Source organism: Klebsiella africana (assembly GCF_020526085.1).
GTDB lineage: Bacteria > Pseudomonadota > Gammaproteobacteria > Enterobacterales > Enterobacteriaceae > Klebsiella > Klebsiella africana.
Genome location: NZ_CP084874.1, coordinates 2,455,069 through 2,478,372, shown reverse-complemented (window position 1 = coordinate 2,478,372; position 23,304 = coordinate 2,455,069). Strand labels below are relative to the sequence as shown.

At 60.8% G+C, this 23,304-nt stretch carries 20 protein-coding genes, 1 pseudogene and 1 riboswitch; of the genes and pseudogenes, 14 read left to right on the top strand and 7 right to left on the bottom strand.

Annotation, left to right across the window (positions count from 1 at the left end; all coding sequences use genetic code 11):
• The first annotated feature begins 43 nt into the window (after window positions 1-43).
• From LGL98_RS12075 to LGL98_RS12065, 3 genes are all read left to right on the top strand, one after another.
• Window positions 44-1,084, top strand: coding sequence for a LacI family DNA-binding transcriptional regulator (locus LGL98_RS12075; protein ID WP_136034431.1), 1,041 nt, complete (start codon window positions 44-46; stop codon window positions 1,082-1,084).
• Window positions 1,085-1,275: 191 nt separating this feature from the next.
• Window positions 1,276-2,199, top strand: coding sequence for a TIM barrel protein (locus LGL98_RS12070; protein WP_136034433.1), 924 nt, complete (start codon window positions 1,276-1,278; stop codon window positions 2,197-2,199).
• Window positions 2,200-2,212: 13 nt separating this feature from the next.
• Window positions 2,213-3,385 (top strand): Gfo/Idh/MocA family protein, encoded by a 1,173-nt coding sequence (locus tag LGL98_RS12065; RefSeq protein ID WP_136034435.1) that lies wholly within the window; start codon window positions 2,213-2,215, stop codon window positions 3,383-3,385.
• Window positions 3,386-3,422: 37 nt separating this feature from the next.
• On the opposite strand, the gene LGL98_RS12060 is transcribed toward LGL98_RS12065, so the two are convergent.
• The 3 genes and pseudogenes from LGL98_RS12060 to LGL98_RS12050 all read right to left on the bottom strand — a co-directional run bounded on the left by LGL98_RS12060 (window position 3,423) and on the right by LGL98_RS12050 (window position 6,662).
• The gene (locus tag LGL98_RS12060) at window positions 3,423-4,529 is read right to left on the bottom strand and encodes a DUF4056 domain-containing protein (RefSeq protein WP_136034508.1); all 1,107 of its coding nucleotides are present in this window, start codon (window positions 4,527-4,529) and stop codon (window positions 3,423-3,425) included.
• A gap of 65 nt (window positions 4,530-4,594) precedes the next feature.
• On the bottom strand, window positions 4,595-5,539 hold the full coding sequence (locus LGL98_RS12055) for a putative outer membrane beta-barrel protein (RefSeq protein ID WP_136034437.1): 945 nt from the start codon (window positions 5,537-5,539) through the stop codon (window positions 4,595-4,597).
• Window positions 5,540-5,557: 18 nt separating this feature from the next.
• A pseudogene (locus LGL98_RS12050) lies at window positions 5,558-6,662 on the bottom strand (BamA/TamA family outer membrane protein).
• 220 nt (window positions 6,663-6,882) lie between these two features.
• A riboswitch (TPP riboswitch) is annotated at window positions 6,883-6,984 on the top strand.
• A gap of 68 nt (window positions 6,985-7,052) precedes the next feature.
• Between LGL98_RS12050 and tenA the strand changes: the two are divergent.
• The 7 genes from tenA to LGL98_RS12015 all read left to right on the top strand — a co-directional run bounded on the left by tenA (window position 7,053) and on the right by LGL98_RS12015 (window position 14,440).
• Window positions 7,053-7,748 (top strand): thiaminase II, encoded by a 696-nt coding sequence (gene tenA, locus LGL98_RS12045; protein WP_136034439.1) that lies wholly within the window; start codon window positions 7,053-7,055, stop codon window positions 7,746-7,748.
• Window positions 7,745-8,473, top strand: coding sequence for an ABC transporter ATP-binding protein (locus tag LGL98_RS12040; protein WP_136034441.1), 729 nt, complete (start codon window positions 7,745-7,747; stop codon window positions 8,471-8,473). Before tenA ends, LGL98_RS12040 begins: the two co-directional genes overlap by 4 nt.
• A complete protein-coding gene (locus tag LGL98_RS12035) occupies window positions 8,470-9,210 on the top strand; it encodes an ABC transporter permease (RefSeq protein WP_136034443.1) in 741 nt (246 codons plus the stop codon). Before LGL98_RS12040 ends, LGL98_RS12035 begins: the two co-directional genes overlap by 4 nt.
• A gap of 24 nt (window positions 9,211-9,234) precedes the next feature.
• A complete protein-coding gene (locus LGL98_RS12030; RefSeq protein WP_136034444.1) occupies window positions 9,235-10,170 on the top strand; it encodes an ABC transporter substrate-binding protein in 936 nt (311 codons plus the stop codon).
• A gap of 306 nt (window positions 10,171-10,476) precedes the next feature.
• Window positions 10,477-11,862 carry a diaminobutyrate--2-oxoglutarate transaminase gene (locus tag LGL98_RS12025; protein WP_117125208.1) on the top strand — a complete coding sequence of 462 codons (1,386 nt, stop codon included), beginning with the start codon at window positions 10,477-10,479 and terminating at the stop codon, window positions 11,860-11,862.
• 9 nt (window positions 11,863-11,871) lie between these two features.
• A complete protein-coding gene (locus LGL98_RS12020; protein ID WP_168435412.1) occupies window positions 11,872-13,353 on the top strand; it encodes a pyridoxal phosphate-dependent decarboxylase family protein in 1,482 nt (493 codons plus the stop codon).
• Window positions 13,354-13,546: 193 nt separating this feature from the next.
• Entirely contained in the window at window positions 13,547-14,440 is an 894-nt protein-coding gene (locus tag LGL98_RS12015) for a LysR substrate-binding domain-containing protein (protein WP_136034509.1), read from the top strand.
• Window positions 14,441-15,650: 1,210 nt separating this feature from the next.
• Here LGL98_RS12015 and LGL98_RS12010 read toward each other — a convergent pair.
• The 4 genes from LGL98_RS12010 to LGL98_RS11995 all read right to left on the bottom strand — a co-directional run bounded on the left by LGL98_RS12010 (window position 15,651) and on the right by LGL98_RS11995 (window position 20,103).
• A complete protein-coding gene (locus LGL98_RS12010) occupies window positions 15,651-16,841 on the bottom strand; it encodes a cytochrome c biogenesis protein/redoxin (protein ID WP_136034448.1) in 1,191 nt (396 codons plus the stop codon).
• 102 nt (window positions 16,842-16,943) lie between these two features.
• A complete protein-coding gene (locus tag LGL98_RS12005) occupies window positions 16,944-18,287 on the bottom strand; it encodes a sensor histidine kinase (RefSeq protein WP_136034450.1) in 1,344 nt (447 codons plus the stop codon).
• Entirely contained in the window at window positions 18,284-19,024 is a 741-nt protein-coding gene (locus tag LGL98_RS12000; RefSeq protein ID WP_136034452.1) for a response regulator, read from the bottom strand. Before LGL98_RS12000 ends, LGL98_RS12005 begins: the two co-directional genes overlap by 4 nt.
• 86 nt (window positions 19,025-19,110) lie before the next feature.
• The gene (locus LGL98_RS11995; RefSeq protein WP_136034453.1) at window positions 19,111-20,103 is read right to left on the bottom strand and encodes an alpha/beta fold hydrolase; all 993 of its coding nucleotides are present in this window, start codon (window positions 20,101-20,103) and stop codon (window positions 19,111-19,113) included.
• 243 nt (window positions 20,104-20,346) lie between these two features.
• Here LGL98_RS11995 and LGL98_RS11990 point away from each other — a divergent pair, with 243 nt between their 5' ends.
• From LGL98_RS11990 to pqqC, 4 genes are all read left to right on the top strand, one after another.
• Window positions 20,347-21,366, top strand: a complete 1,020-nt coding sequence (locus tag LGL98_RS11990; RefSeq protein WP_136034455.1) for a dipeptidase — start codon at window positions 20,347-20,349, stop codon at window positions 21,364-21,366.
• A gap of 136 nt (window positions 21,367-21,502) precedes the next feature.
• On the top strand, window positions 21,503-21,574 hold the full coding sequence (gene pqqA, locus LGL98_RS11985) for a pyrroloquinoline quinone precursor peptide PqqA (RefSeq protein WP_002905689.1): 72 nt from the start codon (window positions 21,503-21,505) through the stop codon (window positions 21,572-21,574).
• 54 nt (window positions 21,575-21,628) lie between these two features.
• Window positions 21,629-22,555, top strand: a complete 927-nt coding sequence (gene pqqB / locus LGL98_RS11980; protein WP_136034457.1) for a pyrroloquinoline quinone biosynthesis protein PqqB — start codon at window positions 21,629-21,631, stop codon at window positions 22,553-22,555.
• Window positions 22,549-23,304, top strand: coding sequence for a pyrroloquinoline-quinone synthase PqqC (pqqC, locus tag LGL98_RS11975; RefSeq protein WP_004143685.1), 756 nt, complete (start codon window positions 22,549-22,551; stop codon window positions 23,302-23,304). Before pqqB ends, pqqC begins: the two co-directional genes overlap by 7 nt.

Here is a 23,304-nt window from a genome sequence, read left to right as displayed (position 1 = left end):
GTGATAGTTTCTATCATCCCTCTCATTTTCAGTGGCCATCACGGTGAAAAAATCTGCCAGCAAAATTACCCTTGCCGACATTGCGCGCGAAGCCAACGTCGGTATTGCCACCGTTGACCGGGTGCTCAACAAGCGCGCTGCGGTGAAGGAATCCACAGCATACCGCGTGCGGGAGGCCGCCCAACGTCTGGGGTTCAGCCTCGAGCAGCCCCACTATCGCCTGGCCGCCGGCAAGGCGCCGGTCACGGTCAGAATGGGTTTTATTCTGCTGCAGGAGAGCCATTCTTTTTACCTGCCGCTGGCCCGGGCGTTGACCCAGCAGGCCGCCCCGTGGCTGCCGGCGGATCAGCGCCCGGTGATACTACATTTTGCCATTGATGCGGTGGAAGCGATGGCCCAGGCTATTCACCGGCTCAGCGACGAGGTGGAAGTATTAGGCCTGGTGGCGCTGGACCACCCGCTGATTCGCCACGCCGTGGCCCGGGCCGTCGCCCGCGGCGTTCGCGTGTTCACCCTGCTTTCCGATCTGGCAGTCCCCCAGCGCAGCGGGTATATCGGCCTCGATAATCAAAAAGCCGGGCGCACCGCTGCCTGGTTTATCGAGCGCTTATGCCGCGGAGATGGCGAAATTGGCATTATCATTGGCGATAATCGTTTTAGCTGTCAGGAAAGCTGTGAGATCAGCTTCCGTTCCTGCCTGCGAGAACAAGGCATGGGGCAGCAAATCCTTGAGCCGGTTCGCAGCCATGAACGGGCGGATATCGCCAGGACCGTGACAGAACAGATGCTGAGTCAATACCCGACCCTGCAGGCGATCTACGCCCCCTGCGGCGGCGTCGAAGGCATCGTCGACGCGCTGCGCGACAGCGGCCGTCAGCAGGAAGTCACCCTCGTCTGTCACGGCCCGCTCAGCGACAGTGAGCTGGCTCTGATCGACGGCACCATTGATATCATTCTCAACCACCGGCTGGATGGGTTTGCCGCGGCAACGCTACGCGCGATGACCGAGGCCGTTGCGCGTCCGCGCAGTGAAGTGATTTCTCTGCCTCAGCCTTTCGATATCATCACCAAAGAAAATATGTGAATCCCCGCTCCGCGGCCGCGGGGGCCTGTTGGCGTCCGGGCCGCGCGCCTGCTTGTTTTGATAAAAAACTATCAAAAAAGCCATCAAATAAAACCATGACGATTATCATAAAATCAATATTCCATCGTTGTTGATAATGAAATTTTCATTCAATACTCAGCGGCATCCCTTGTGAGAAAAAGGAAGCCGACATGATACATCCTATCGCCAACGCCCCCTGCAGCTGGGGCGTCGATGACCCCAAAAACCCTAATCTGCCCGCCTGGCGCACCGTGCTGAAGGAGGCAGCGCAGGCTGGCTATCGCAGCATTGAGCTCGGCCCGTGGGGCTATCTCCCCACCGATCCGCCGAGCCTGCGCGCGGCGCTGGAACAGCATCAGCTGTCGCTGGTTGCCGGGACGATCTTTGACGATCTGGTGAGCGAGAGCCATTTCCCCATGCTGGTGGCGCTGACCCATCAAATCTGCCGTAATCTGGCGCAGGTACCGGCCGCCGAACCGATCCCGGGCCACACTTACCAACCGCCCTATCTGGTGATTATCGACTTCGGCAACCCCGAGCGGGCGCGCTTCGCCGGGCGCGGCGCGCTGGCCCCGCGCCTCAATGACAACGACTGGCAACGCATGATAGAGCACATTACCGCCCTCAGTACCCTCGCCTGGCAGGAGTACGGTGTGCGCGCGGTTATCCATCCCCACGCCGGGGGCTGCATTGAGTTTGCCGATGAGATCGCGCGGCTGGCCAACGATATCCCGCACGATGTCGCCGGGTTGTGTCTCGACACCGGGCATCTCTATTACGCCGGAATGGATCCGCTTAACTGGCTGGATCGTTATTACGACCGCCTGGACTATTTGCACTTTAAGGATGTCGACCCGCAGGTTTATCAGCGCGCCATCCACGAGGGGATCGACTTCTTCACCGCCTGTGCCGAAGGGGTAATGTGCCCGCTCGGCACAGGCGCCATTGACTATCCGGCCATCAAAGACTTTCTTGCCCGCCGGGGCTATCAGGGCTGGATAACCATTGAACAAGAGCGTGACCCGCGCCATGCCGCAGGCAGTCTGCAGGCAGTCACGGAGAGCCTGCGCTATCTGCGCGGCGTTGGATTCTGACAGGAGACACGAGATGATTAACGGTTTAAAACCTCTCGACCGCACCCTGCGCTGGGGCATGGTTGGCGGCGGCGGCAGCAGCCAGATCGGCTATATTCACCGCTCAGCGGCCCTGCGTGACAACACGTTTGCGCTGCTGGCTGGCGCTTTTGATATTGATGCCGAGCGCGGACGCCAGTTCGGCCAACAGCTGGGGGTGGATCCCGACCGCTGTTACACCGACTATCAAAGCCTGTTCCGCGGTGAAGCCGCCCGGCCGGACGGCATTCAGGCGGTCTCGATTGCCACGCCAAATAATACCCACTATGCCATCTGCCGGGCGGCGCTGGAGGCCGGGCTGCACGTGGTGTGCGAAAAGCCGCTGTGCTTCAGCAGCGAAGAAGCTGACGAGCTGGTGGCGCTCAGCCAGCGGCAGCGCAAGATCATCGGGGTGACCTACGGCTATGCCGGGCACCAGTTGATCCTGCAGGCCAGGCAGATGATCGCCGACGGGCTGCTGGGCGATATTCGTATCGTCAATATGCAGTTTGCCCACGGTTTTCACGCCCAGCCGGTGGAGCTGGAAAACGCCAGTACCCGCTGGCGGGTCGACCCCCGCTTCGTCGGCCCTAGCTATGTATTGGGCGACCTGGCCACTCACCCGCTGTTTCTGGTCGAAACCATGGCCCCACAGCTGAACATTGCCCGGCTGATGTGCGCCAGACAAAGCTTTGTCAAAAGCCGCGCCCCGCTGGAAGACAACGCCTATGTGCTGATGGAATATGACAACGGAGCCGTCGGCTCGCTGTGGAGCTCCGCCGTTAACTGCGGCTCCATGCACGGGCAAAAGGTGCGTATCGTGGGTGAAAAAGCCAGTCTCGAATGGTGGGATGAGCAACCCAACCAGCTGCGCTACGAGGTTCAGGGCGAACCGGTGCGTATTCTGGAGCGCGGCATGGACTATCTTGATCCGCTGGCGCGTCAGGATGACCGCATCGGCGGCGGCCATCCGGAGGGGCTATTTGAGGCCTGGTCAAATCTCTATCGCCGCTTCGCTATCGCCATGGACGCCATTGACCGTCGCGACGAGGCGCTGCTGGCCGACTTCTGGTACCCGGACGCCCGCGCCGGCGCGTACGGCGTGCGCTGGGTGGAAAACTGCGTACGGTCTGCCGACAACGGCGCCTGCTGGGTCGACTTCCGCTAACTCGTCGGCTCAGGGCGCTCGCCCTGAGCCTTTCTCGCTACTTTTCAATGCGTGACAGCTGGGTCTTATCCGCCTCGCGGGCGCGATCCGCCAGCCCCTGAAACGCGGCAGCGCCATAGTATTGCGCCGGAACCGGCAGCGCCTGCATATCGTGCCCTGGGTAGATCTGCAGTTCGCCGAGATCGCGTAAGCGGAATCCCCCCACCTGCGCCGGCATGGTCAGGCGATACGGCGGCAGGGTTTCGAACGGGATCGGCGTCGGCAGCCGATTTTCCTGCAGATCATAGTTACGCTTCAGCACCAGAAACTTATCCGGCACCCGCCGGTGGCTGTTCCACCAGTCGCCATCGATCCGCTGAAACATCGCTTCTGTCTCCCCGCGCGTGGCCACCAGCAGCCGGGTTAACGCCTGTTTCAGCGCCACATCCATGGCCTGGTTATACTCTTCCACTGAACCACCGTGGCCGCTAAGGACCACGTTTATTGCCAGCCTGGCGCCCAATAAATTGGAGTAGAGATCTTCCGGCGAAAAAGCGGAGATCTCCTCAGAAAACCCGGGGACCGACTGGAAACCATACCACTGGGCGATCTCGTGCCATTGCGCGATTTGGAAGGCCAGATGCCCGGCGAGCCAGGCCGCCAGTTGATAGCGCTGCCTGACGCCCGCCGGCGGGGTAAAAGCATTCAACTGCACGCGGCGCACGCCAAGTTCTTCACTGTAGAAGATCCGCCCCGCCTGACCCAGCGTCGGCGCAATACGATTAAACAGATAGAAGGTGTAGTCCGCTGTATCGCGCACATGGGCAATATCAATAAACCCGCCGCGCCGGGTATAGATAAGCCCGTTCTGTTCTTCGCTCAGCCCCAGCAAGTTTTTCACCGCCCCGAGCGCGCTGTCGTTGTAATGATGCTTGCCCAGGGTGTCCAGGGTCAGCACATTACCGATCTGGTACACCGGGATGGGGATGCCCACCGCGCGCACGTGCAGGTCATAACCAAACGCGCAGCACGGCCGCAGCGACTCAGGCGGCGGCAGCTCACTCAGGGTAGGCGCCGGATGGATCGTCGTCACGGCGGGCAGCACCGGGTCCTGTGCCAGCGCCGGCAGCGCCAGCGCGAATAACAGCCAGAAGGCTTTACGCATCAACAGCCTCTCCACAGCAAGAAAAGAGCGCGCATCTTACCGGCAGATGGCGCCTGCGGTTTTAGTTAAAAACGGTATTCACCGGAGACAAAGAAGCTATTGCGCTCGTTAAAACCAAATTCTGTCAGCACGTTAAAGTTTTTGGTGACTTCATACTGGGCGCCAATCAGCATATTCCACGGCGAGGTCAGCTTTTGCTTAACGTCAAATTTGCCCTCGCCGTCTTTGTTGACTGCGGCGATAAGCGGCTGAAGTTCTGGCGGCATGTGTAGATCGGCGAGATCGCCTTTGAACTCCTGCTGCACGTCCTGATACATGCTTCCGACCCACAGGCTGAGGTGGGATGGCCCGTCGATCCCCTGAAAACTGAAACGATAGCCGACGCGCGGCGAAACGGTGACCGCCGAGATACTGCCGTCGAGAATATCGAAATCGGTACGGGTGTAGTTAGTGTCTACTAACCCAAACCAGTTGCCGTATCCCCCGGCAAGGGTAAAGCCGGTACCCCAGGTGGTGCCTTTAAAATCAAGCGTGAAATCAATGTCCTGCAGTTTTCCGCTCTGATAAAGCTGATGAACCGCGCCGGCGATCGCCCGGTCCAGGCCACGAAACTGCGAGGGATCTGAATCCACAGAGACCTGAGAGACGGACGATCCGCGGGTATGCCCCACCAGCCCGTAAACGTTGAGAAACGGAAAGACCCACATGTCGAGACGCAGGTTTTCCGTTTTGCTCTTCTCACGGGTATGTCCGGCATCGATGGCGAACATATCGCTGGGGATAGGATGGTTACCGAGCTTAAGCCCGGAAAAGGTAATACTGTCGACCATGATATCCTGACGGATATTCATATAGCTGAGGTTGACGCCGTAGGGTAACGGAAGGGAATATCCCCTGGCGCGTGCCTCATCGCCCCATATCGGAAAATAACTGTCGTTCTCGTCCGGCTCCGCAGCCGACGTGCCCCAGGCCGCTAACAACAGCGTTAACACCGCGCCGGATGCTCTCATTTTTATTCTCATAGGTAGTTATAAACCCGAACCGACATTGAAATAGACCGCCTGCTCATGCTCACTGAACGCCACGTCAATCCCGGTACGTAAACCGTACTGCCGGGCAATCAGGTAGCGAAAACCGGCCCCCCACGCCACCTCTGACTGTTCCCATAGGGTATCCGCCGCCTCCGCGGCGCTCCCCGCCCCCACAAATCCCTGCAGGATCCAGCGCGGAGTGACTGCCCAGGCCAGCTGGGTTTGCGCCGTGGCCACGTAGTCGCCCTGGTAGCGATAGCGCGATAGAGGGACGGGCCATCGGCATCAGATGGCTATCATGATGGGTTAATGACTGATAATTGCCCGCGACCGCCAGGGTCAGCGTGTGACTGAGCGGAATAAACACCTTCCCATCCAGCGAGAATGTGTTGTAGTGATAATCGCCCCCAAGCAGCGAACGGAAAAAGCGATATTCTCCCTTCAGCGCTAACCCCTTCTGAGGATAGAAAATATTATCGGTAGTGTCATATTCCGCCACCACCCCCAGCGCCGAAGAGCTGCTGTTCTGACCGAGAACGTGTTGCCACACCCGGTTGACCACCGGGTTGTTGCTTGAGACATCCGCCCGGGTATACACCTGGGAGGCCCCAAGGAATACCGGCGTGTCGCCCACGCGGAACAGCAGTTTTTGCAGCGCGGCGACGCCTTTGGTCTGCGTCTGCACCGGTTTAGCATGGCTGAATACGCCCGTGTCGCCGGAATAAATATCCAGATTCACGTTAGCGTAGCCGGCTCCTGCCAGGTAACGAATATGGTCATGCTGCCAGGTGTGGCGATGGCCGCCGCCAATAAACCAGGTCCCGTTCTGCGTGGCGGCCCCGCCAAAAGCGGTGAGCGGTGGAGGAATAAACTGCCCGCCCTCCCGGCTGCCTTTCCCGTGTAAAAACAGGCCAAACAGTCCGCCGCCATAGCCGATGGCCGGCTCGGTTATCGCCAGCGGCACCGGCAGAAAACCGTAACGGTTCTCAGCCAGATACTGACTCATATCGAGCATGCCATCTTCCACATCGAAGAGACCGGCGGCATCGCCTGGCGGGCACAACAGGAACACAAGCGCCAGCGTGGACAGCGGGAATTTCATGCTCACTCCGGGGCTTTGGGGCACGCACGACACGCGTGGCGAACAGGATTAACGCAACAGGATAGTGAAAATATAACGTAACCGGATAATAGCCACCAACGCGTAGCCGCCTGTTTTTCAGCTATTTTTAAATGAAAAAGTGCTGGCTATCACAGAAAACCGCTTTCGCTTTGCCGGCTGGCGCGGTGATTGTATTCAAAAGGTGAATGTCGTATAACATAACGCTACCGAGGGGTGTCCCGTGAGGGCTGAGATGGCGCAAGCCGAACCCTTTGAACCTGATCTGGGTCATGCCAGCGAAGGGACGGGTCGGCAATTTTGCCAGCATTACCGCCATTGCCTGTTCACACCCCTGCACGCCCGGATCTCCCCTGAATAAATGGAGGTCCTGTGATCGTTCCCGCTTTTAGCCATGGCCTATATGGCCGTTTACGCCAGTTGGCCGCCACTGACTGGCAGCACTATGTGGCGCATCCTTTTGTCCAACAGCTCGCCGATGGGACGCTGGCGAAAAGCGCGTTTCGTCGCTACCTGACCCAGGATTATCTGTTTCTAATTCACTTTGCCCGCAGCTACGCGCTGCTGGTAAGTAAACTGCGCACGCTGCCGGAAATGCGGGCCGCGGCAGCCTCAATGACGGCCATCCTCAACGAACTGCCGCTGCATGTCGGCTATTGCGCCCAGTGGGGGATTAGCGAGCAGGAGATGGCCGCTGAGCCTGAAGCGCCGGAAACCCTGAACTACACCCGCTATGTACTGGATATTGGCCATTCAGGTGACGCCCTGGATCTGCTGGTTGCCCTGATGCCCTGCGTGGCCGGTTATGCGGAGATCGGTCTCGGCCTGCTGCATCATCCCGCCACCCGGCTGACCGATAACCCCTACGCCTCATGGATCCACAACTATGGTGATGAAGGTTATCTGCAGGGCGTCAACGCCGCGCTGGCGCTGCTGGAAACGGTGTGGCAGCAGCGCGGGAGCGAGGCCCGGATCACTGCGCTGAGCGAGATTTTCACCACCGCCACCCGCCTTGAGGCGCAGTTCTGGCAGATGGGCCTGAACGCGGCGGCGGAGGCCCGGGCGTGACGGCGCCGGGTATCGAGGTTCGCGGCCTGAGCCTGCATTTCGGCGACCGTCGGCTGTTCGATAACCTGTCATTGACGATCCCCGGCGGGCAGTGGGTGTCGCTGCTCGGTGCCAGCGGAGCGGGAAAAACCAGTCTACTGCGGGTGATAGCTGGCCTGGCGCCCGCCACCCGCGGAGCAGTGGTCGCCAGCGATGGGCAGCCGATTCAGGGCCGTCTGGCGTGGATGGGGCAGAAGGATCTGCTCTATCCCTGGCTGAGCGTCCGGGACAACGTCGCCCTCGGCGCGCGGCTGCGCGGTGAAAAAGTGGACCATGACCGGGTCGCCGCCCTGCTTGAACAGGTTGAGCTTTCATCCTGCGCCGACGCCCGACCGGCAACCCTTTCCGGCGGTATGCGTCAGCGCGCCGCGCTGGCGCGCACCCTGTATGAGGATCGCCCCATCGTGCTGATGGATGAACCGTTCTCGGCGCTGGACACCCTCACCCGCACGCGCATTCAGACCCTGGCAGCCACCCTGCTGGCTGGTCGCACGGTGGTGCTGATCACCCACGATCCGCTGGAGGCCTGCCGGCTAAGCCACCGCCTACTGGTGCTGTCGACGGCTCACGGCGACATCGATGACAGCCATCACCTTGCCGGCACGCCTCCGCGCGCGCCAGACGCGCCCGATCTCTTGATCAGCCAGGCCGCCCTGCTGCAGCAACTGATGAGGGCCCATCCATGACCGGACGTCTCTGGCGCGGGGGTATGGTGTTCTGCGGGCTGATGATCCTCTGGGAGCTGGCCAGCCGCAGCGGCATTCCTCACTTTCTTTTACCCTCCCCGATGGCGGTCGCTGAGGCGCTGTGGGTTAATCGCGCCTATCTCGGCTGGCATACGCTTATCACGCTCAGTGAGATCCTGAGCGGCCTGGCGCTGGGCGTAACGCTCGGCGTCACCCTGGCGCTGGGCATGATCCTCTCCCCCCGCCTACAGCGCTGGCTGATGCCGCTGGTGCTCACCAGCCAGGCGATCCCGGTCTTTGCCCTCGCCCCGCTGCTGGTGCTGTGGTTGGGGTTTGGTATGAGCGCCAAAGTGGCGATGGCGGTGCTGGTGATTTTCTTTCCAGTGACATCTGCCTTCTTTGATGGCTTGCGACGGGTCAACCAGGAGTATCTCGATCTGGCGCGCAGCATGAACGCCTCCTTCGGCGCTCAGCTGCGCCATGTCCGGCTGATGGCCGCCCTGCCGGCGCTGGGCTCCGGTCTGCGCATGGCGGCGGCGGTGGCACCCATCGGCGCGATTATCGGCGAATGGGTCGGCTCAGCCGAGGGCCTGGGCTACGTCATGCTTAATGCCAACGCGCGGCTGCAAACCGATATCTGCTTCGCTGCGCTGTTTATTTTAGTACTACTGACCCTCCTGCTATGGCTGGCGGTAGATATCCTGCTGCACCGGCTGATCGACTGGTCGCCGGAATAAAAATGAAGTAATAAAGGAAAACAAATGAACAAGTCGCTATTCGCCGGGGTAACCCTGACGGCCCTGTTCAGCGGCCACGCGCTGGCCAATGAACCGCTGACGCTGGTGCTGGACTGGTACATTAACCCTGACCATGCGCCGATTATGGTGGCTGAGCAGATCGGCGCCTTTAAGGCCCAGGGGCTGGACGTCAAGATTGTTCCTCCGTCCGATCCCGCGCTGCCTCCCCGCATGGTGGCCGCCCGTCAGGCGGATCTGGCCATCACCTACCAGCCTCAGGTGCACTTCTTCGCTGACGAAGGGTTACCGCTGGTGCGTGTCGGAACGCTGATTAGCTCGCCGCTGAACACGGTGATCGCTCTCAATAAGCAGATCAAAACTCCGGCAGATCTACAAGGTAAGAAGGTGGGCTACTCGGTCAGCGGCATTGAGCAGGCCACTCTGGCGACCATGGCGCAACATGCCGGTATCGATCCGGCCAGTATCAAACTGGTTAACGTCAATTTCCAGCTGACCAGCGCCCTGCTGGCGGGCCAGGTGGACGCAGTCATTGGCGGCTATCGTAATATAGAAGCGCAGGAGCTGAAGCTGCAGGGCAAAACGCCGGTGGTGATGAACGTCGAAGATTACGGCGTGCCGGCCTATGACGAACTGGTGATTGTCGCCCATCGCGACGCGATTCATGAGGCGAAGATCCGTAAGTTCCTCATCGCCCTGCAGGCGGGAGTGAGCTATCTGCGCGCCCATCCGCAGGAGAGCTGGGAGGCGTTTGCCGCCGCCCACCCGGAGCTGAAGACCGAGCTTAACCACCAGGCGTGGCTGCAAACCGTGCCGCTGTTCGCCACCGATCCGGCGGCGCTGGATAAAGCGCGCTACGACGCTTACGAACAGTTTTTATATAACAATAAGTTGGTGAAAAAAGTTACACCTTTAACAAATTATGCGGTGGAACTGCATTGAGTCTTGCTATCGCTGACGGAAGGCATTCCGTCAGCGCTTTAACCCAACGGCAATAAAAATATAGAGACTTTCTCACTAATAATTACACTTTTAAGGGTTATCGTGACGCGGAGTTGTTCTATTATAATTCAGCAGGTTACGTTAATTATTACCCCAGTAAGAATAACGTCAAAATAGCGCAATCAATAAAACGTTGAATGCAGATTTAAAAAGCCATATATTGTGCGCGCTTTATGAATGCCAATTCAATTTCTTACACCAATTATTCAACCAGCGTTCAACCGCAATGCTGGTTGTGGGAGTGATATGATGACGGATAAAGTCCGTATTGATACTTTACGTGCCGATTTATTAGACGCAAACAACGAAACCTTTTTGGCCCGTCAGGCCGAATTCGAATCGAATGTCAGGAGTTACCCGCGTAAGCTGCCGCTGGCTATCACTAAAGCCGAAGGCGTGTGGCTGACGGATGCGGATAACAAACAGTACCTGGACTGCCTCGCGGGCGCCGGTACTCTCGCTCTGGGCCACAACCACCCTGATGTATTGCAGAGCATCCAAAGTGTCATTACCAGCGGCTTGCCGTTACATACCCTCGATCTGACTACCCCGTTAAAAGATCGCTTCTCCGAATACCTGCTCTCTTGCCTGCCGGGCGAAGGGAAAGAGTATTGCCTGCAGTTCACCGGCCCGTCCGGCGCTGACGCCGTGGAAGCTGCGCTGAAACTGGCGAAAAAATACACCGGCCGTACTGCGGTGATCAGCTTCTCCGGCGGCTATCACGGGATGACCCACGGCGCGCTGTCCGTCACCGGCAACCTGTCGCCGAAAGCAGCGGTTAACGGCATGATGCCGGAAGTCCAGTTCATGCCTTACCCGCACCTGTATCGTTGCCCGCTGGGCATCGGCGGCGAAGCCGGCGTGAAAGCCCTGACCTACTACTTCGAAAACCTGATCAACGACGTGGAAAGCGGCGTCCGTAAACCGGCGGCGGTGATCCTCGAAGCCGTGCAGGGTGAAGGCGGCGTGAACCCGGCGCCGGTCGAGTGGCTGCAGCGCATCCGCAAAGTGACCGAAGAGCATGGCATTCTGCTGATCGTTGATGAAGTGCAGGCCGGCTTTGCCCGTACCGGTAAATTCTTCGCCTTCGAACACGCCGGCATTCAGCCGGATATCATCGTGATGTCGAAAGCGGTTGGCGGCGGTCTGCCGATGGCCGTGCTGGGCATTAAAAAGCAGTTCGACGCCTGGGAACCGGGTCACCACACCGGCACCTTCCGCGGCAACCAGCTGGCGATGGCTACCGGCCTGACCACCCTGCGTCATCTGCGCGACAACAAGATTGCTGACAAAGTCGCTGCCCAGGGTGAGTGGCTGAAAGGCAAACTGGCCGAGCTGCAGAAGCGTTACCCGGTAATTGGCCACGTTCGCGGTCTTGGTCTGATGATCGGTATCGAAATCGTCAAGCCGAACGAAGCGCAGGATCACATGGGCTGCTACCCGGCTGATGGCGAACTCTCTGCCCTGCTGCAGAAGAAATGCTTCGAAGCGGGCCTGATTCTGGAGCGCGGTGGTCGTCACGGCTGCGTGCTGCGCCTGCTGCCGTCCCTGCTGATCAGCAACGCGGAACTGGACGTGTTCCTCGACAAATTTGAACAGGCCCTGCTGGCCGCCGGCGTAAAACCGGTCTGAGTGGAGTAAGTGACCGCCATGTCCACATTAAATCCGATTCTTGCTGGTTCGGCGCAGAGCGTTGAGGCCTATCAGCAGGTTATCGACCAGACCAGCCAGGCCGTTGTGCAGTGGTTGAAGCAGCCTGAAATGTATCAGGGGAAAAGCGTTGACGAGCTGCGTGAACGTATCTCCCTTGAATTTAACGAACAGGGTCTGGGTAACCAGGCGGCGATTGACCGTGCGATTGAGTACTTTCTGAAAGACAGCCTGTCGGTGCATCACCCGCAGTGCGTGGCGCACCTGCACTGTCCGAGCCTGGTGATTAGCCAGGCGGCGGAAGTGTTGATCAACGCCACCAACCAGAGCATGGACTCCTGGGATCAGAGCCCATCGGCAACCATCATTGAGATGAAGCTGATCGAATGGCTGCGCGCCCGGGTCGGTTATCCGGCTGGCGACGCCGGCGTCTTCACCAGCGGCGGCACCCAGAGCAACCTGATGGGACTGATGCTGGCGCGCGACGCCTTCTTCGCCCGTCAGGGACACTCCATCCAGCAGGATGGGCTGCCGGGAGATATCCGCAAGTACAAAGTGTTGTGCTCGGAAAACGCCCACTTCTCGGTGCAGAAGAACATGGCGCTGATGGGCCTCGGCTACCGCTCAGTCACGCTGGTGAAAACCGACGAATTCGCGCGGATGGACGTCTCCGATCTGAAAGCGAAGATTGCGCAAGCCCAGGCTAACGGCGAGCAGATCATGGCGATCGTCGCCACCGCCGGCACCACCGACGCGGGCGCTATCGACCCGCTGCGTGACATCGCCGGTATCGCCAAGGAACATCAGATCTGGCTGCACGTTGACGCGGCCTGGGGTGGCGCACTGCTGCTGTCTGAGCAGTATCGCGGCTACCTTGACGGTCTGGAGCTGGTGGATTCCGTCACCCTGGACTTCCACAAGCAGTTCTTCCAGACCATCAGCTGCGGCGCCTTCCTGCTGAAGGACGCGCGCCATTACGAGCTGATGCGTTATCAGGCGGCCTATCTGAACTCCGAGTTCGATGAAGAGCACGGCGTACCGAACCTGGTGTCTAAGTCGCTGCAGACCACCCGCCGCTTCGATGCGCTGAAGCTGTGGATGGGTCTGGAAGCGCTGGGCCAGAAACAGTATGCGGCGATCATCGATCACGGCGTCACGATGGCGAAAAACGTGGCGGAGTACGTGAAGTCGCAGCCGACGCTGGAGCTGGTCATGCAGCCGCAGCTGGCGAGCGTGCTGTTCCGTTCCCGTCCGGCACAGATGGCCGGGAGCGACGCGGCGGCTATCGCCCTGCTCAACCAGCGCGTTGGCGACGCCCTGCTGGCGTCCGGTCGCGCTAACGTTGGCGTGACCGAGCACAACGGTGTCACCTGCCTGAAGCTGACCCTGCTGAACCCAGTGGTAACCCTGGATGACGTGAAGGTTCTGCTGAACCTGGTGGATCGCACCGCTCAGGAGCTGCTGGCGCAATAATCTGCCTTAGCGAGGCGGCGCCTGCCGCCCTGCTGCCAGCTATGCCTGCAACAAGCCGATAATATCCTTATCGGCTTTTTTTATTTCTTTTCGCGCCACAGACGCTCACTTCGCAAGGCCCGTTGACCCCTGCCTCTCGCGATGCCACAGTACTATCCCGAAAATAACAATGTTCAGGATAAATATCCTGAAAATGAGGATGATGATGGAGAAACGCTTACCAGGGCTGGATCTCGACGCGCTGCGCAGCTTTGTGACCGGCATGGAGTGCGGCAGCTTCGCCCAGGCAGCGCTGCGCCTGTCGCGTTCCACCTCCGCCGTCAGCGCCCAGCTAAAAAAGCTGGAGATCCAGTGCGGAGCCGCGCTGGTGGTTAAGCAAGGCCGACATCTTGCGCTGACGGCAGAAGGCGAAAAGCTAATGAGCTACGCCAGACGGCTGCTGGCGCTCAATGATGAAACCCTGCGCGCGCTGCAGGGCGAGCGGCTCACCGGCGAAATTCACCTTGGCATGCAGGAAGATTTTGGCGAATCGCTAATGCCGGGGATCCTTGGGCAGTTTACCCGCCACCATCCGCAGGTGCGGATAGTGGCCAGAGTGGATCGCAATGGTCCGCTGCGCCAGGCGCTGGCGGAGGAGACACTTGACCTGGCGCTGCTGTGGCAAACCGAAGATCAGAGTCCCGCGCTGGGTCACTGCCCGCTGGCGTGGATTGCGCATCCTGACCTGGATATTCGCGCTCTGCTGGCCTCCGGCGAGCCGCTGCCGCTGGTGATGTTCGATAGCCCCTGTCTGATGCGATCCCGCGCTATCGCCTGTCTCGATGCCGCGGGGATCCCCTGGCAGGTGGTGTTTGTCAGCCACAGCCTGAGCGGCATCTGGGCGGCGGTGCAAGCTGGCCTGGGGCTGACGATACGCACCCGCATCGGCATGCCCGGCAACCTGCGCACCGCCGGCGGGCTGCTGCCAGCGCCAGGTAGCCTGGCCGTCAGCCTGCGACAAACCCCGCGTGAAGAGCACCATTCCGCCGCCGTGGCGCTGCTCGGCGAACTGATGACCGAGGCCCTGCAGGGGTGGTTCAGCAGGTGACAGTGTCACGCCACTTCCATTTACCCTCACCCTAACCCTCTCCCTACAGGGAGAGGGAACCGTTCGGCAGCGCCTGTCACCTCGGTCAACATTCTGTCTCCACCCGTTCCGTAACCCTCCAGCCGCCCAGCGCCTCTCCCGCTTCCATGCCCGGTGGCGGCTTCGCCTTACCGGGCCGACATTCTTCCTGCGCGCTCATGTAGGCCGGGCAAGCGCAGCGCCGCCCGGCAATGGGCTCAAGGGATGAAGGGAACCGTCCGCCAGTCACCGGTAATGGGCATTCTGCACCGTTCCCGCTTCCATGCCCGGTGGCGGTGGCGCCTTACCGGGCCTACATTCTCCCTGCGCGCTCATGTAGGCCGGGCAAGCGCAGCACCGCCCGGCAATGGGCACAAGGGATGAAGGGGTCCGTCCGCCAGTCACCAGCGATGGGCATTCTGCACCGTTCCCGCTTCCATGCCCGGTGGCGGCGGCGCCTTACCGGGCCGACATTCTCCCTGCGCGCTCATGTAGGCCGGGCAAGCGCAGCGCCGCCCGGCAATGGGCTCAAGGGATGAAGGGAACCGTCCGCCAGTCACCGGTAATGGGCATTCTGCACCGTTCCCGCTTCCATGCCCGGTGGCGGCGGCGCCTTACCGGGCCTACATTCTCCCTGCGCGCTCATGTAGGCCGGGCAAGCGCAGCACCGCCCGGCAATGGGCACAAGGGATGAAGGGGTCCGTCCGCCAGTCACCGGTAATGGGCATTCTGCACCGTTCCCGCTTCCATGCCCGGTGGCGGCGGCGCCTTACCGGGCCTACATTCTCCCTGCGCGCTCATGTAGGCCGGGCAAGCGCAGCACCGCCCGGCAATGGGCACAAGGGATGAAGGGGTCCGTCCGCCAGTCACCGGTAATGGGCATTCTGCACCGTTCCCGCTTCCATGCCCGGTGGCGGCGGCGCCTTACCGGGCCTACATTCTCCCTGCGCGCTCATGTAGGCCGGGCAAGCGCAGCACCGCCCGGCAATGGGCACAAGGGATGAAGGGGTCCGTCCGCCAGTCACCGGCGATGGGCATTCTGCACCGTTCCCGCTTCCATGCCCGGTGGCGGCGGCGCCTTACCGGGCCTATATTCTTCCTGCGCGCTCGTGTAGGCCGGGCAAGCGCAGCGCCGCCCGGCAATGGGCACAAGGGATGAAGGGATCCGTCCGCCCGACGCCTACGCCGCGGGTCAGGCTTTGCTCTCCTGCAGCAGCTGCTGGATCACCTGCTCCTGACGGGCATAATCCCCTTCGCCGAATGCGGTATAGCGCAGTTGCCCACGAGCGTCGAAAATGTAATGCGCTGGCCAGTATTGATTGCCGAAGGCGTTCCAGATGGCGTACTCATTATCCGCCACCACCGGGTAGGTTATTCGCCAGTCCTTCACCGCCTGGCGCAGCAGGGGCAACGAACGCTCCCAGGGATATTCCGGGGTATGAACGCCAATCACCACCAGGCCCGCCGCGCGGTATTTGTTTGCCCAGTCGCGCACGTAAGGCAAGGTATGCTGACAGTTGATACACTCCCGGGTCCAGAAATCCACCAGCACCACTTTGCCCTTCAGACTCTGCGGAGTTAATGACGGGCTGTTGATCCATGCGCTGCCCCCCGTCAGAGGGGGCATCGCGCTGCTGGGCTGCGGCGCGGCGATGGGCTGGAGGATGGTCTTTTGCTCCGGCTGCGGCAGACGGGCGGCCAGCCGCTGCTCCAGCGTCTGGCTCCATCCTCCCGCGCTCTGCAGATAGCGGTCGCCGCCGCTGGCGATCAGCGCCACCGAGGCCAGCATCGCCACCCCCGCCAGCCGGCGCAGCCGTTCGCCGAACGCCAGTCCGCGACGCAGGCGGGCAATCAACGCCGCCCCGCACCACCCGAGCAGGAATAACATCAGCGCCCCGCCACTGCCGTAGGCCAGCAGTAACCCGCCAGTGGTCGCCTGGCCCGGATGAACAAAGCCCAGGCTGAGTATCGCCCCCAATACCGGCCCGGCGCACGGGGCCCACAGCAGGCCCACCGCCAGCCCGGCCAGCAGCGAACCGATCCAGCCGCGCTGGCGTGAGCTGGCGTCGTTAAGCTGATTCCCCAACGCTACCAGGGGTGAGGTTAGCCGCTGCGCGACGCGCTGCGAAAGCAGGCTCAGCCCGACCAGGGCGAAGAACGCCAGCGCCAGACCGCGGCCTGCGAGGGTCAGATTCACCACCCAGCCGCTGGCGACCGTCACCAGCCAGGAGACAGCGCCGAACATCAGCGCCATTCCTGCCAGCATGATCGCCAGTTGCCCCCGGCGGCCCCGGACGCTGGCGAACAGCAGCGGGATCACCGGCAGCGTACAGGGGCTCAGCAGAGTTAACATCCCGCCCAAAAATGCAATTAATATCGACATCGCCTTCTCCTCATTATGCCGTCGCTGCCGAGAGTGGCAGCCACGACATTACAGCAAGGCCATGTAAGGCGAATGTGTCGGGAAAGGGGGAGAATTGTCGGTTTAGTTATCCGTCTTCCCCGGAGATACAGCAGGATACAATCCCGCCGCGGCAAGGCGAACGCTGGCGTCCAGGCCGCCCTGCGGGCGGTTGGCCAGGCGCAGCGTGCCGTTCATCTGGCTGACCAGCTGCGCGGCGATCGCCAGCCCCAGACCGGTGCCGCCGGTATCGCGATTGCGCGAGTCCTCCAGGCGATAAAACGGCTGCAGCACCGCCTGCAGCGAGGCCTCAGGGATCCCCGGCCCCTCATCCAGCACATGGAGAGTGATATCCCCGGCGGCGTCGCGGGTCAGGGTTACCGTGACCGTCGTACCGAATTTCAGCCCGTTATCGATAAGGTTAGTCATCACCCGGCGCAGAGCCTGCGGCGGGATCCACACCACCCCGGCGCTCTCCTCGGGGCAAAAGCGCACCGGCCGGCCAACATCGGCATAATCGCAGACGATGGTGTCAAGAAAGGCGTCGAGGTTCAGCCGCTGTCGCGCCTCCTCCAGCGGCTGCGAGGTGCGGGCGAAGGCGATGCCCTCCCGCACCAGACGGGTCATATTGTCGAGATCCTGCAGTAGCTTATCGCGCAATTCTGGCTGGTCGGCCATCTCCACCCGCAGCTTCATTCGGGTAATCGGGGTTTGCAGATCGTGGGAGATGGCGGCAAGGATCCGCGCTCGCTCCTGCAGATGGTCGTGGATGCGCGCCTGCATCGCGTTAAACGCGCGAGCAGCACGGCGGACCTCCTCCGGCCCCTGCTCGGCCATAGTTCCCGCCGTGTCGCTGGCCGGTTCAAGGGCATCCACTGCCCGGGTAAAGCGGGTGATGGGCAGCAACACCTGGCGAACGGCATACCAGGCGCAGGCCAGCAGGAGAACAAACTGAGCGATCAGCACCACCGGCAGCCAGCGGGCGATGGCCGGTAGCTTCGGCCACAGATCGAGCGTCAACGGCGCGCCGTCGTGCAGGGTAATATGGGCCTGAATATGCTGCCGCGGGCCGGGGATCGTCACAATACTTACCGGATACTGCGCGCTCAGCGCCTCCTGCAGGGAGCGAGCCGCGTCCCGGGCGCGCCAGCTGTCCGGGTAATCGCCGCGCTCCCCGGCGTCCAGCAGATAGCGATAATTGCCGCGCGCCAGCTTCGGCAGCCACTGCGGGCGCTCAGCGGCCGGCAGACGGTCAAGGATCGCCACGCTGGTGGCGACATCGGAAGCCAGATTGCCCAGCATCACGCTGCGGGCGCTGCTCATACGCTCATAAAACAGCAGCGACAGGGTTAAGGTATTCGCCAGCAGCAGCGCCAGAAACAGCAGCGCCATCAGCCTCGACTGCAGCGAGGTGGGCCAGAACCTCATTCATGCCTCTCGCGAATGGAGACCGGGACCGACAGCACATAGCCTTCGCTGCGCACCGTTTTAATGTAGGCCGGCTCGCGGGCATCCTCCCGCAGCCGCTGGCGCAGTCGGCTCACCAGCAGGTCAATCGACCGCTCAAACAGTTCCGCGTCGCGTCCCTGCGTCAGATTGAGCAGCTGATCGCGGTTCAGCACCCGCTGGGGATGGTCGAGAAATACCCGCAGCAGCCGATACTCCGCCCCGCTGAGGGCGACGATGGCCCCGCTGCCGTCCAGCAGATGACGAGCGGCGGTATCGAGCAGCCAGTCGCCAAAGGCGATCAGCCTGCCCGCCTCGGTGATCTGCAGGTTGGGCGGCAGCGCCCGGGTGCGGCGTAAAATGGCTTTGATGCGGGCCAGCAGTTCGCGGGCCACAAAGGGCTTTATCAGATAATCGTCAGCCCCCATTTCCAGGCCGAGGATCCGGTCGCTGTCATCGGTGCGGGCGGTGAGCATCAGCACCGGAATATCCTGCTGCGGATTGGCGCGCAGCTGGCGACAGAGCGTTAAGCCATCCTCGCCCGGCATCATGATATCCAACACAATCAGATCAATTTGATGATTTTTGAGCACCGACCACATGGCTTTGCCGTTCGCCGCGCCGCTGGCGCGATATCCCGATTTTTCCAGATAGTCGACAATCAGTTCCCGAATATCGCGGTCGTCATCGACAACCAAGATGTGGTCAATACGCTCCAAAGGCTGCTCCTGCGGCAAAATAAACTCTTCACAAGCATAAGCTGTGTTGCCGGAAGCGCAACGTCGCGCCGCCGGCAAGGCGCGGGTCACAAACGATCGGCGTCCACCACCGCCTGGACAAAGTCTGCCGGGTCCTCCTGGGGTGGATTATGGCCCACCGCCCCCTGCAGATCCCGGTGTTCATATTTCCCGGTAAATTTAGCCCGGTAGCTGGCGGGAGCTGGATGCGGCGCGCCGTTATTCGCCCCTTCAAGGGTGATGGTCGGCACGGTTATCGGCGGCAGTGCCGCCAGCCGTTGTTCATAGCTGGCATACTTTGCTTCCCCCTTCTCCAGCCCCAGGCGCCAGCGGTAGTTGCTGATGGTGATCGCCACGTGGTCCGGGTTATCCAGCGCCCGGGCGGTTTTGGCAAAGGTCGCGTCGCTGAATTGCCACTGCGGCGATGCCTGATGCCAGATAAATTTCGCAAAGTCGTGGGTATTCTGCCGGTAACCGGCTTCACCGCGCGGGGTGGCAAAATAGAACTGATACCACCACGACAGCTCCGCCTGCGGCGGCAGCGGTTTTTCGCCAATCTGCTGACTGCTGATCAGATATCCGCTCACCGAGACCAGGGATTTCACCCGCTGTGGCCACAGCGCGGCGACGATATCCGCCGTGCGCGCGCCCCAGTCAAAACCGGCCAGATCCGCCTGCCTGATGTGCAGGGCGTCCATCAGATGGACAATATCGGCCGCCATCGCCGACGGTTGACCGTTACGCGGCGTGCTGGCGGAAAGGAAACGCGTCGTGCCGTAGCCGCGCAGATACGGCACGATCACCCGGTAACCCTTCTGCGCTAGAGCCGGCGCCACCTGGGCATAGCTCTGAATATCATAGGGCCAGCCGTGCAACAGGATCACCGGCTGGCCGTCGCGCGGGCCGATATCCACGTAGCCAATATTCAGGTCGCCGGCGCGGATCTGCTGGATCTTGTTGAACGCCCCCGCGTCTTCAGCGGCGCAAACAGCGGCGGACCACAGGGTGGATAACCCCAGCGCCACGGCGCTGGTATAGCGGATCAGGGATAATCTGTTCATCACTTTCTCACCTTTTATCGTCATCAAGAGAGTACGTGACCAGTAAAGCGGAAATTTGTATCCGCCATGTGCCCGACTGGGGCCGTTTTTATCTCTTAATGTCAGCGCTGCGCCGCGAGATACAGTGTGATACAAAGTCGAGGTTGGCAATTGTTGCGGACATGTGAATTTCTGCTTGCCCCGGGGCATAAATCCGTTACCGTGCTAGGCATTTTTCACCATTTAAGAACGCAGGAACCCGCTATGGCGATTTTTGATGGTCACAATGACCTGCTGCTAAATCTCTGGCTTCACCATCGTGAGGATCCGGTGAGCGCCTTCTTTACCGGGATAGAGAACGGTCATCTTGACTATCCGCGTATCTGCCAGGGCGGGCTGGCCGGCGGCCTGTTCGCCCTCTTTGTGCCGCCGCAGGAGTATATTGCCCGCGTGGCGCCGCAGCACGCCAGTCAGGCATGGGATCCGCTGGCGATCCTCTGGCAGCAGCTGGCTATTCTCAAGGAAATATGCGCCCACGATAGCGACCGCGCACGCCTGTGCCTGAGCGCGGCGGATATCGAACGCTGCCGGCAGGATAAGGTACTGGCGATGGTGGCGCACATTGAAGGCGCCGGCGGGTTCGACGCGCAAGGCGAAGATCTGCAGGCTTTTTATTGCGCCGGAGTGCGCAGCATCGGTCCGTTCTGGAATATTGCGAACCGCTTCGGCAGCGGCGTTAACGGTTCGTTTCCCGGTAGCCCGGACACTGGGCCTGGACTGACAGCGGCAGGTATCGATCTGATTAAGCAGGCCAATGCCTTGAAGATGCAGATTGACGTATCTCATATGAATGAAAAAGCGTTCTGGGATACCGCCCGCCACTCCACCGCCCCGCTGGTGGCCACCCACTCCAATGCCCACGCCCTGTGCCCGCAGCCGCGCAATCTGACCGACCAGCAACTGCGGGCGATCCGCGACACCGGCGGCGTGGTGGGCGTCAATTTCGGCAATGCTTTCCTGCGCGCCGACGGCCGACGCGATAGCGACACGCCCTTAACCACCATTGTCCGGCATATCGACTATCTTATTAACATAATGGGTGAGGATCATGTGGCCCTCGGCTCGGATTTTGACGGCATCACCCTGCCGGACGAGCTGGGCGATGTGGCCGGCTTACCGCGGCTTATCAACACCTTGCGGGACAATGGCTATGATCAATTGGTGCTGGATAAGCTGCTGTGGCGTAACTGGCTGCGGGTATTAAAAAATGTTTGGCAACAATAGGTTATATTGTAAACATAAAGTTAATTCCTTACATATTCCGGGTTGATCTCTCTCCCGGTGAAGCGCAATATGCGGCGGCCGTCACAGATTCACCCTTATCCGTGAGGGTTGTCGTCATTTTTAAGAGGAACAAAACATGTGGAAGAAACCTGCTTTTATCGATTTACGTCTCGGTCTGGAAGTGACGCTGTACATTTCTAACCGTTAATCGCCCCGCCCGCCGTTCGCGCGGGCACCTTCATTCATTACCCGGTCCGTCTTCATGTTCATTAAAGTCCTCGGCTCCGCCGCCGGCGGCGGTTTCCCGCAATGGAACTGCAACTGCGCCAACTGTCAGGGTCTGCGCGATGGCACCATTCAGGCAACCGCCCGCACCCAGTCGTCGATTATCGTCAGCGATAACGGCAAAGAGTGGGTGCTGTGCAACGCCTCGCCGGATATCAGCCAGCAGATTGCCCATACCCCCGAGTTAAATAACCCCGGCGTGCTGCGCGGGACGCATATCGGCGGCATTATTCTCACCGACAGCCAGATCGACCACACCACCGGACTGTTGAGCCTGCGCGAAGGCTGCCCGCACCAGGTGTGGTGCACGCCGGAGGTGCATGAGGATCTCTCCACCGGCTTCCCGGTGTTTACCATGCTGCGACACTGGAACGGCGGCCTGGTGCATCACCCTATCGCCCCGCAGCAGCCTTTTACCGTTGACGCCTGTCCTGATTTGCAGTTTACCGCGGTGCCTATCGCCAGCAACGCGCCGCCCTATTCGCCGTATCGCGACCGGCCGCTGCCGGGCCATAACGTGGCGCTGTTTATCGAAAACCGCCGCAACGGGCAGACGCTGTTCTATGCCCCGGGGCTGGGTGAGCCGGATGAAACCCTTCTGCCGTGGCTGCAAAAAGCGGACGGTCTGCTGATCGACGGCACCGTCTGGCAGGATGACGAGCTGCAGGCCGCCGGCGTCGGACGCAATACCGGGCGCGATATGGGCCACCTGGCGCTCGGCGATGAGCACGGGATGATGGCCCTGCTGGCCTCCCTGCCGGCAAAACGCAAAATTCTCATTCATATCAATAACACCAACCCGATCCTTAACGAGCACTCTCCCCAGCGCCAGGCGCTAACGCAACAGGGGATTGAAGTGAGCTGGGACGGGATGGCAATCACCCTTCAGGATACCGCATGCTGATCACCGACACGCTGTCGCCGCAGGCCTTTGAAGAGGCTCTGCGGGCCAAAGGCGCCTTCTACCATATTCACCACCCTTACCACATCGCCATGCATAACGGCGACGCGACCCGCGAGCAAATTCAGGGCTGGGTGGCGAACCGGTTTTATTACCAGACCACCATTCCGCTGAAAGACGCAGCGATTATGGCCAACTGCCCGGACGCACAGACCCGGCGCAAATGGGTGCAGCGGATCCTCGACCACGACGGCAGCCACGGCGAGGACGGTGGGATAGAAGCCTGGCTGCGGCTGGGGGAAGCGGTCGGTCTGAGCCGCGACGATCTGCTCAGCGAGCGTCACGTGCTGCCCGGCGTGCGCTTCGCGGTGGATGCCTATCTTAATTTCGCCCGTCGCGCCTGCTGGCAGGAGGCGGCCTGCAGCTCCCTGACCGAGCTGTTCGCTCCGCAGATCCATCAGTCGCGTCTCGACAGCTGGCCGCAGCACTATCCGTGGATCAAAGAGGAAGGCTATTTTTACTTCCGCAGCCGTTTGAGCCAGGCCAACCGCGACGTTGAGCATGGTCTGGCGCTGGCGAAGGCCTACTGCGACAGCGCTGAAAAACAGAACCGGATGCTGGAGATCCTGCAGTTTAAGCTCGACATTTTATGGTCGATGCTCGACGCCATGACCATGGCCTATGCCCTGCAGCGCCCGCCCTATCATACGGTCACCGACAAGGCGGCCTGGCACACGACCCGACTGGTGTAA

What these genes read in the sequence shown, in the direction of transcription:
- LGL98_RS12070 (WP_136034433.1), top strand. Translation starts at nt 1,276, where the DNA reads ATGATACATCCTATCGCCAACGCCCCCTGCAGCTGGGGCGTCGATGAC.
- LGL98_RS12065 (WP_136034435.1), top strand. Translation starts at nt 2,213, where the DNA reads ATGATTAACGGTTTAAAACCTCTCGACCGCACCCTGCGCTGGGGCATG.
- LGL98_RS12060 (WP_136034508.1), bottom strand. Translation starts at nt 4,529, where the DNA reads ATGCGTAAAGCCTTCTGGCTGTTATTCGCGCTGGCGCTGCCGGCGCTG.
- LGL98_RS12055 (WP_136034437.1), bottom strand. Translation starts at nt 5,539, where the DNA reads ATGAGAGCATCCGGCGCGGTGTTAACGCTGTTGTTAGCGGCCTGGGGC.
- LGL98_RS12035 (WP_136034443.1), top strand. Translation starts at nt 8,470, where the DNA reads ATGACCGGACGTCTCTGGCGCGGGGGTATGGTGTTCTGCGGGCTGATG.
- LGL98_RS12030 (WP_136034444.1), top strand. Translation starts at nt 9,235, where the DNA reads ATGAACAAGTCGCTATTCGCCGGGGTAACCCTGACGGCCCTGTTCAGC.
- LGL98_RS12025 (WP_117125208.1), top strand. Translation starts at nt 10,477, where the DNA reads ATGATGACGGATAAAGTCCGTATTGATACTTTACGTGCCGATTTATTA.
- LGL98_RS12015 (WP_136034509.1), top strand. Translation starts at nt 13,547, where the DNA reads ATGAGGATGATGATGGAGAAACGCTTACCAGGGCTGGATCTCGACGCG.
- LGL98_RS12010 (WP_136034448.1), bottom strand. Translation starts at nt 16,841, where the DNA reads ATGTCGATATTAATTGCATTTTTGGGCGGGATGTTAACTCTGCTGAGC.
- LGL98_RS12005 (WP_136034450.1), bottom strand. Translation starts at nt 18,287, where the DNA reads ATGAGGTTCTGGCCCACCTCGCTGCAGTCGAGGCTGATGGCGCTGCTG.
- LGL98_RS11995 (WP_136034453.1), bottom strand. Translation starts at nt 20,103, where the DNA reads ATGAACAGATTATCCCTGATCCGCTATACCAGCGCCGTGGCGCTGGGG.
- LGL98_RS11990 (WP_136034455.1), top strand. Translation starts at nt 20,347, where the DNA reads ATGGCGATTTTTGATGGTCACAATGACCTGCTGCTAAATCTCTGGCTT.
- pqqB (WP_136034457.1), top strand. Translation starts at nt 21,629, where the DNA reads ATGTTCATTAAAGTCCTCGGCTCCGCCGCCGGCGGCGGTTTCCCGCAA.
- pqqC (WP_004143685.1), top strand. Translation starts at nt 22,549, where the DNA reads ATGCTGATCACCGACACGCTGTCGCCGCAGGCCTTTGAAGAGGCTCTG.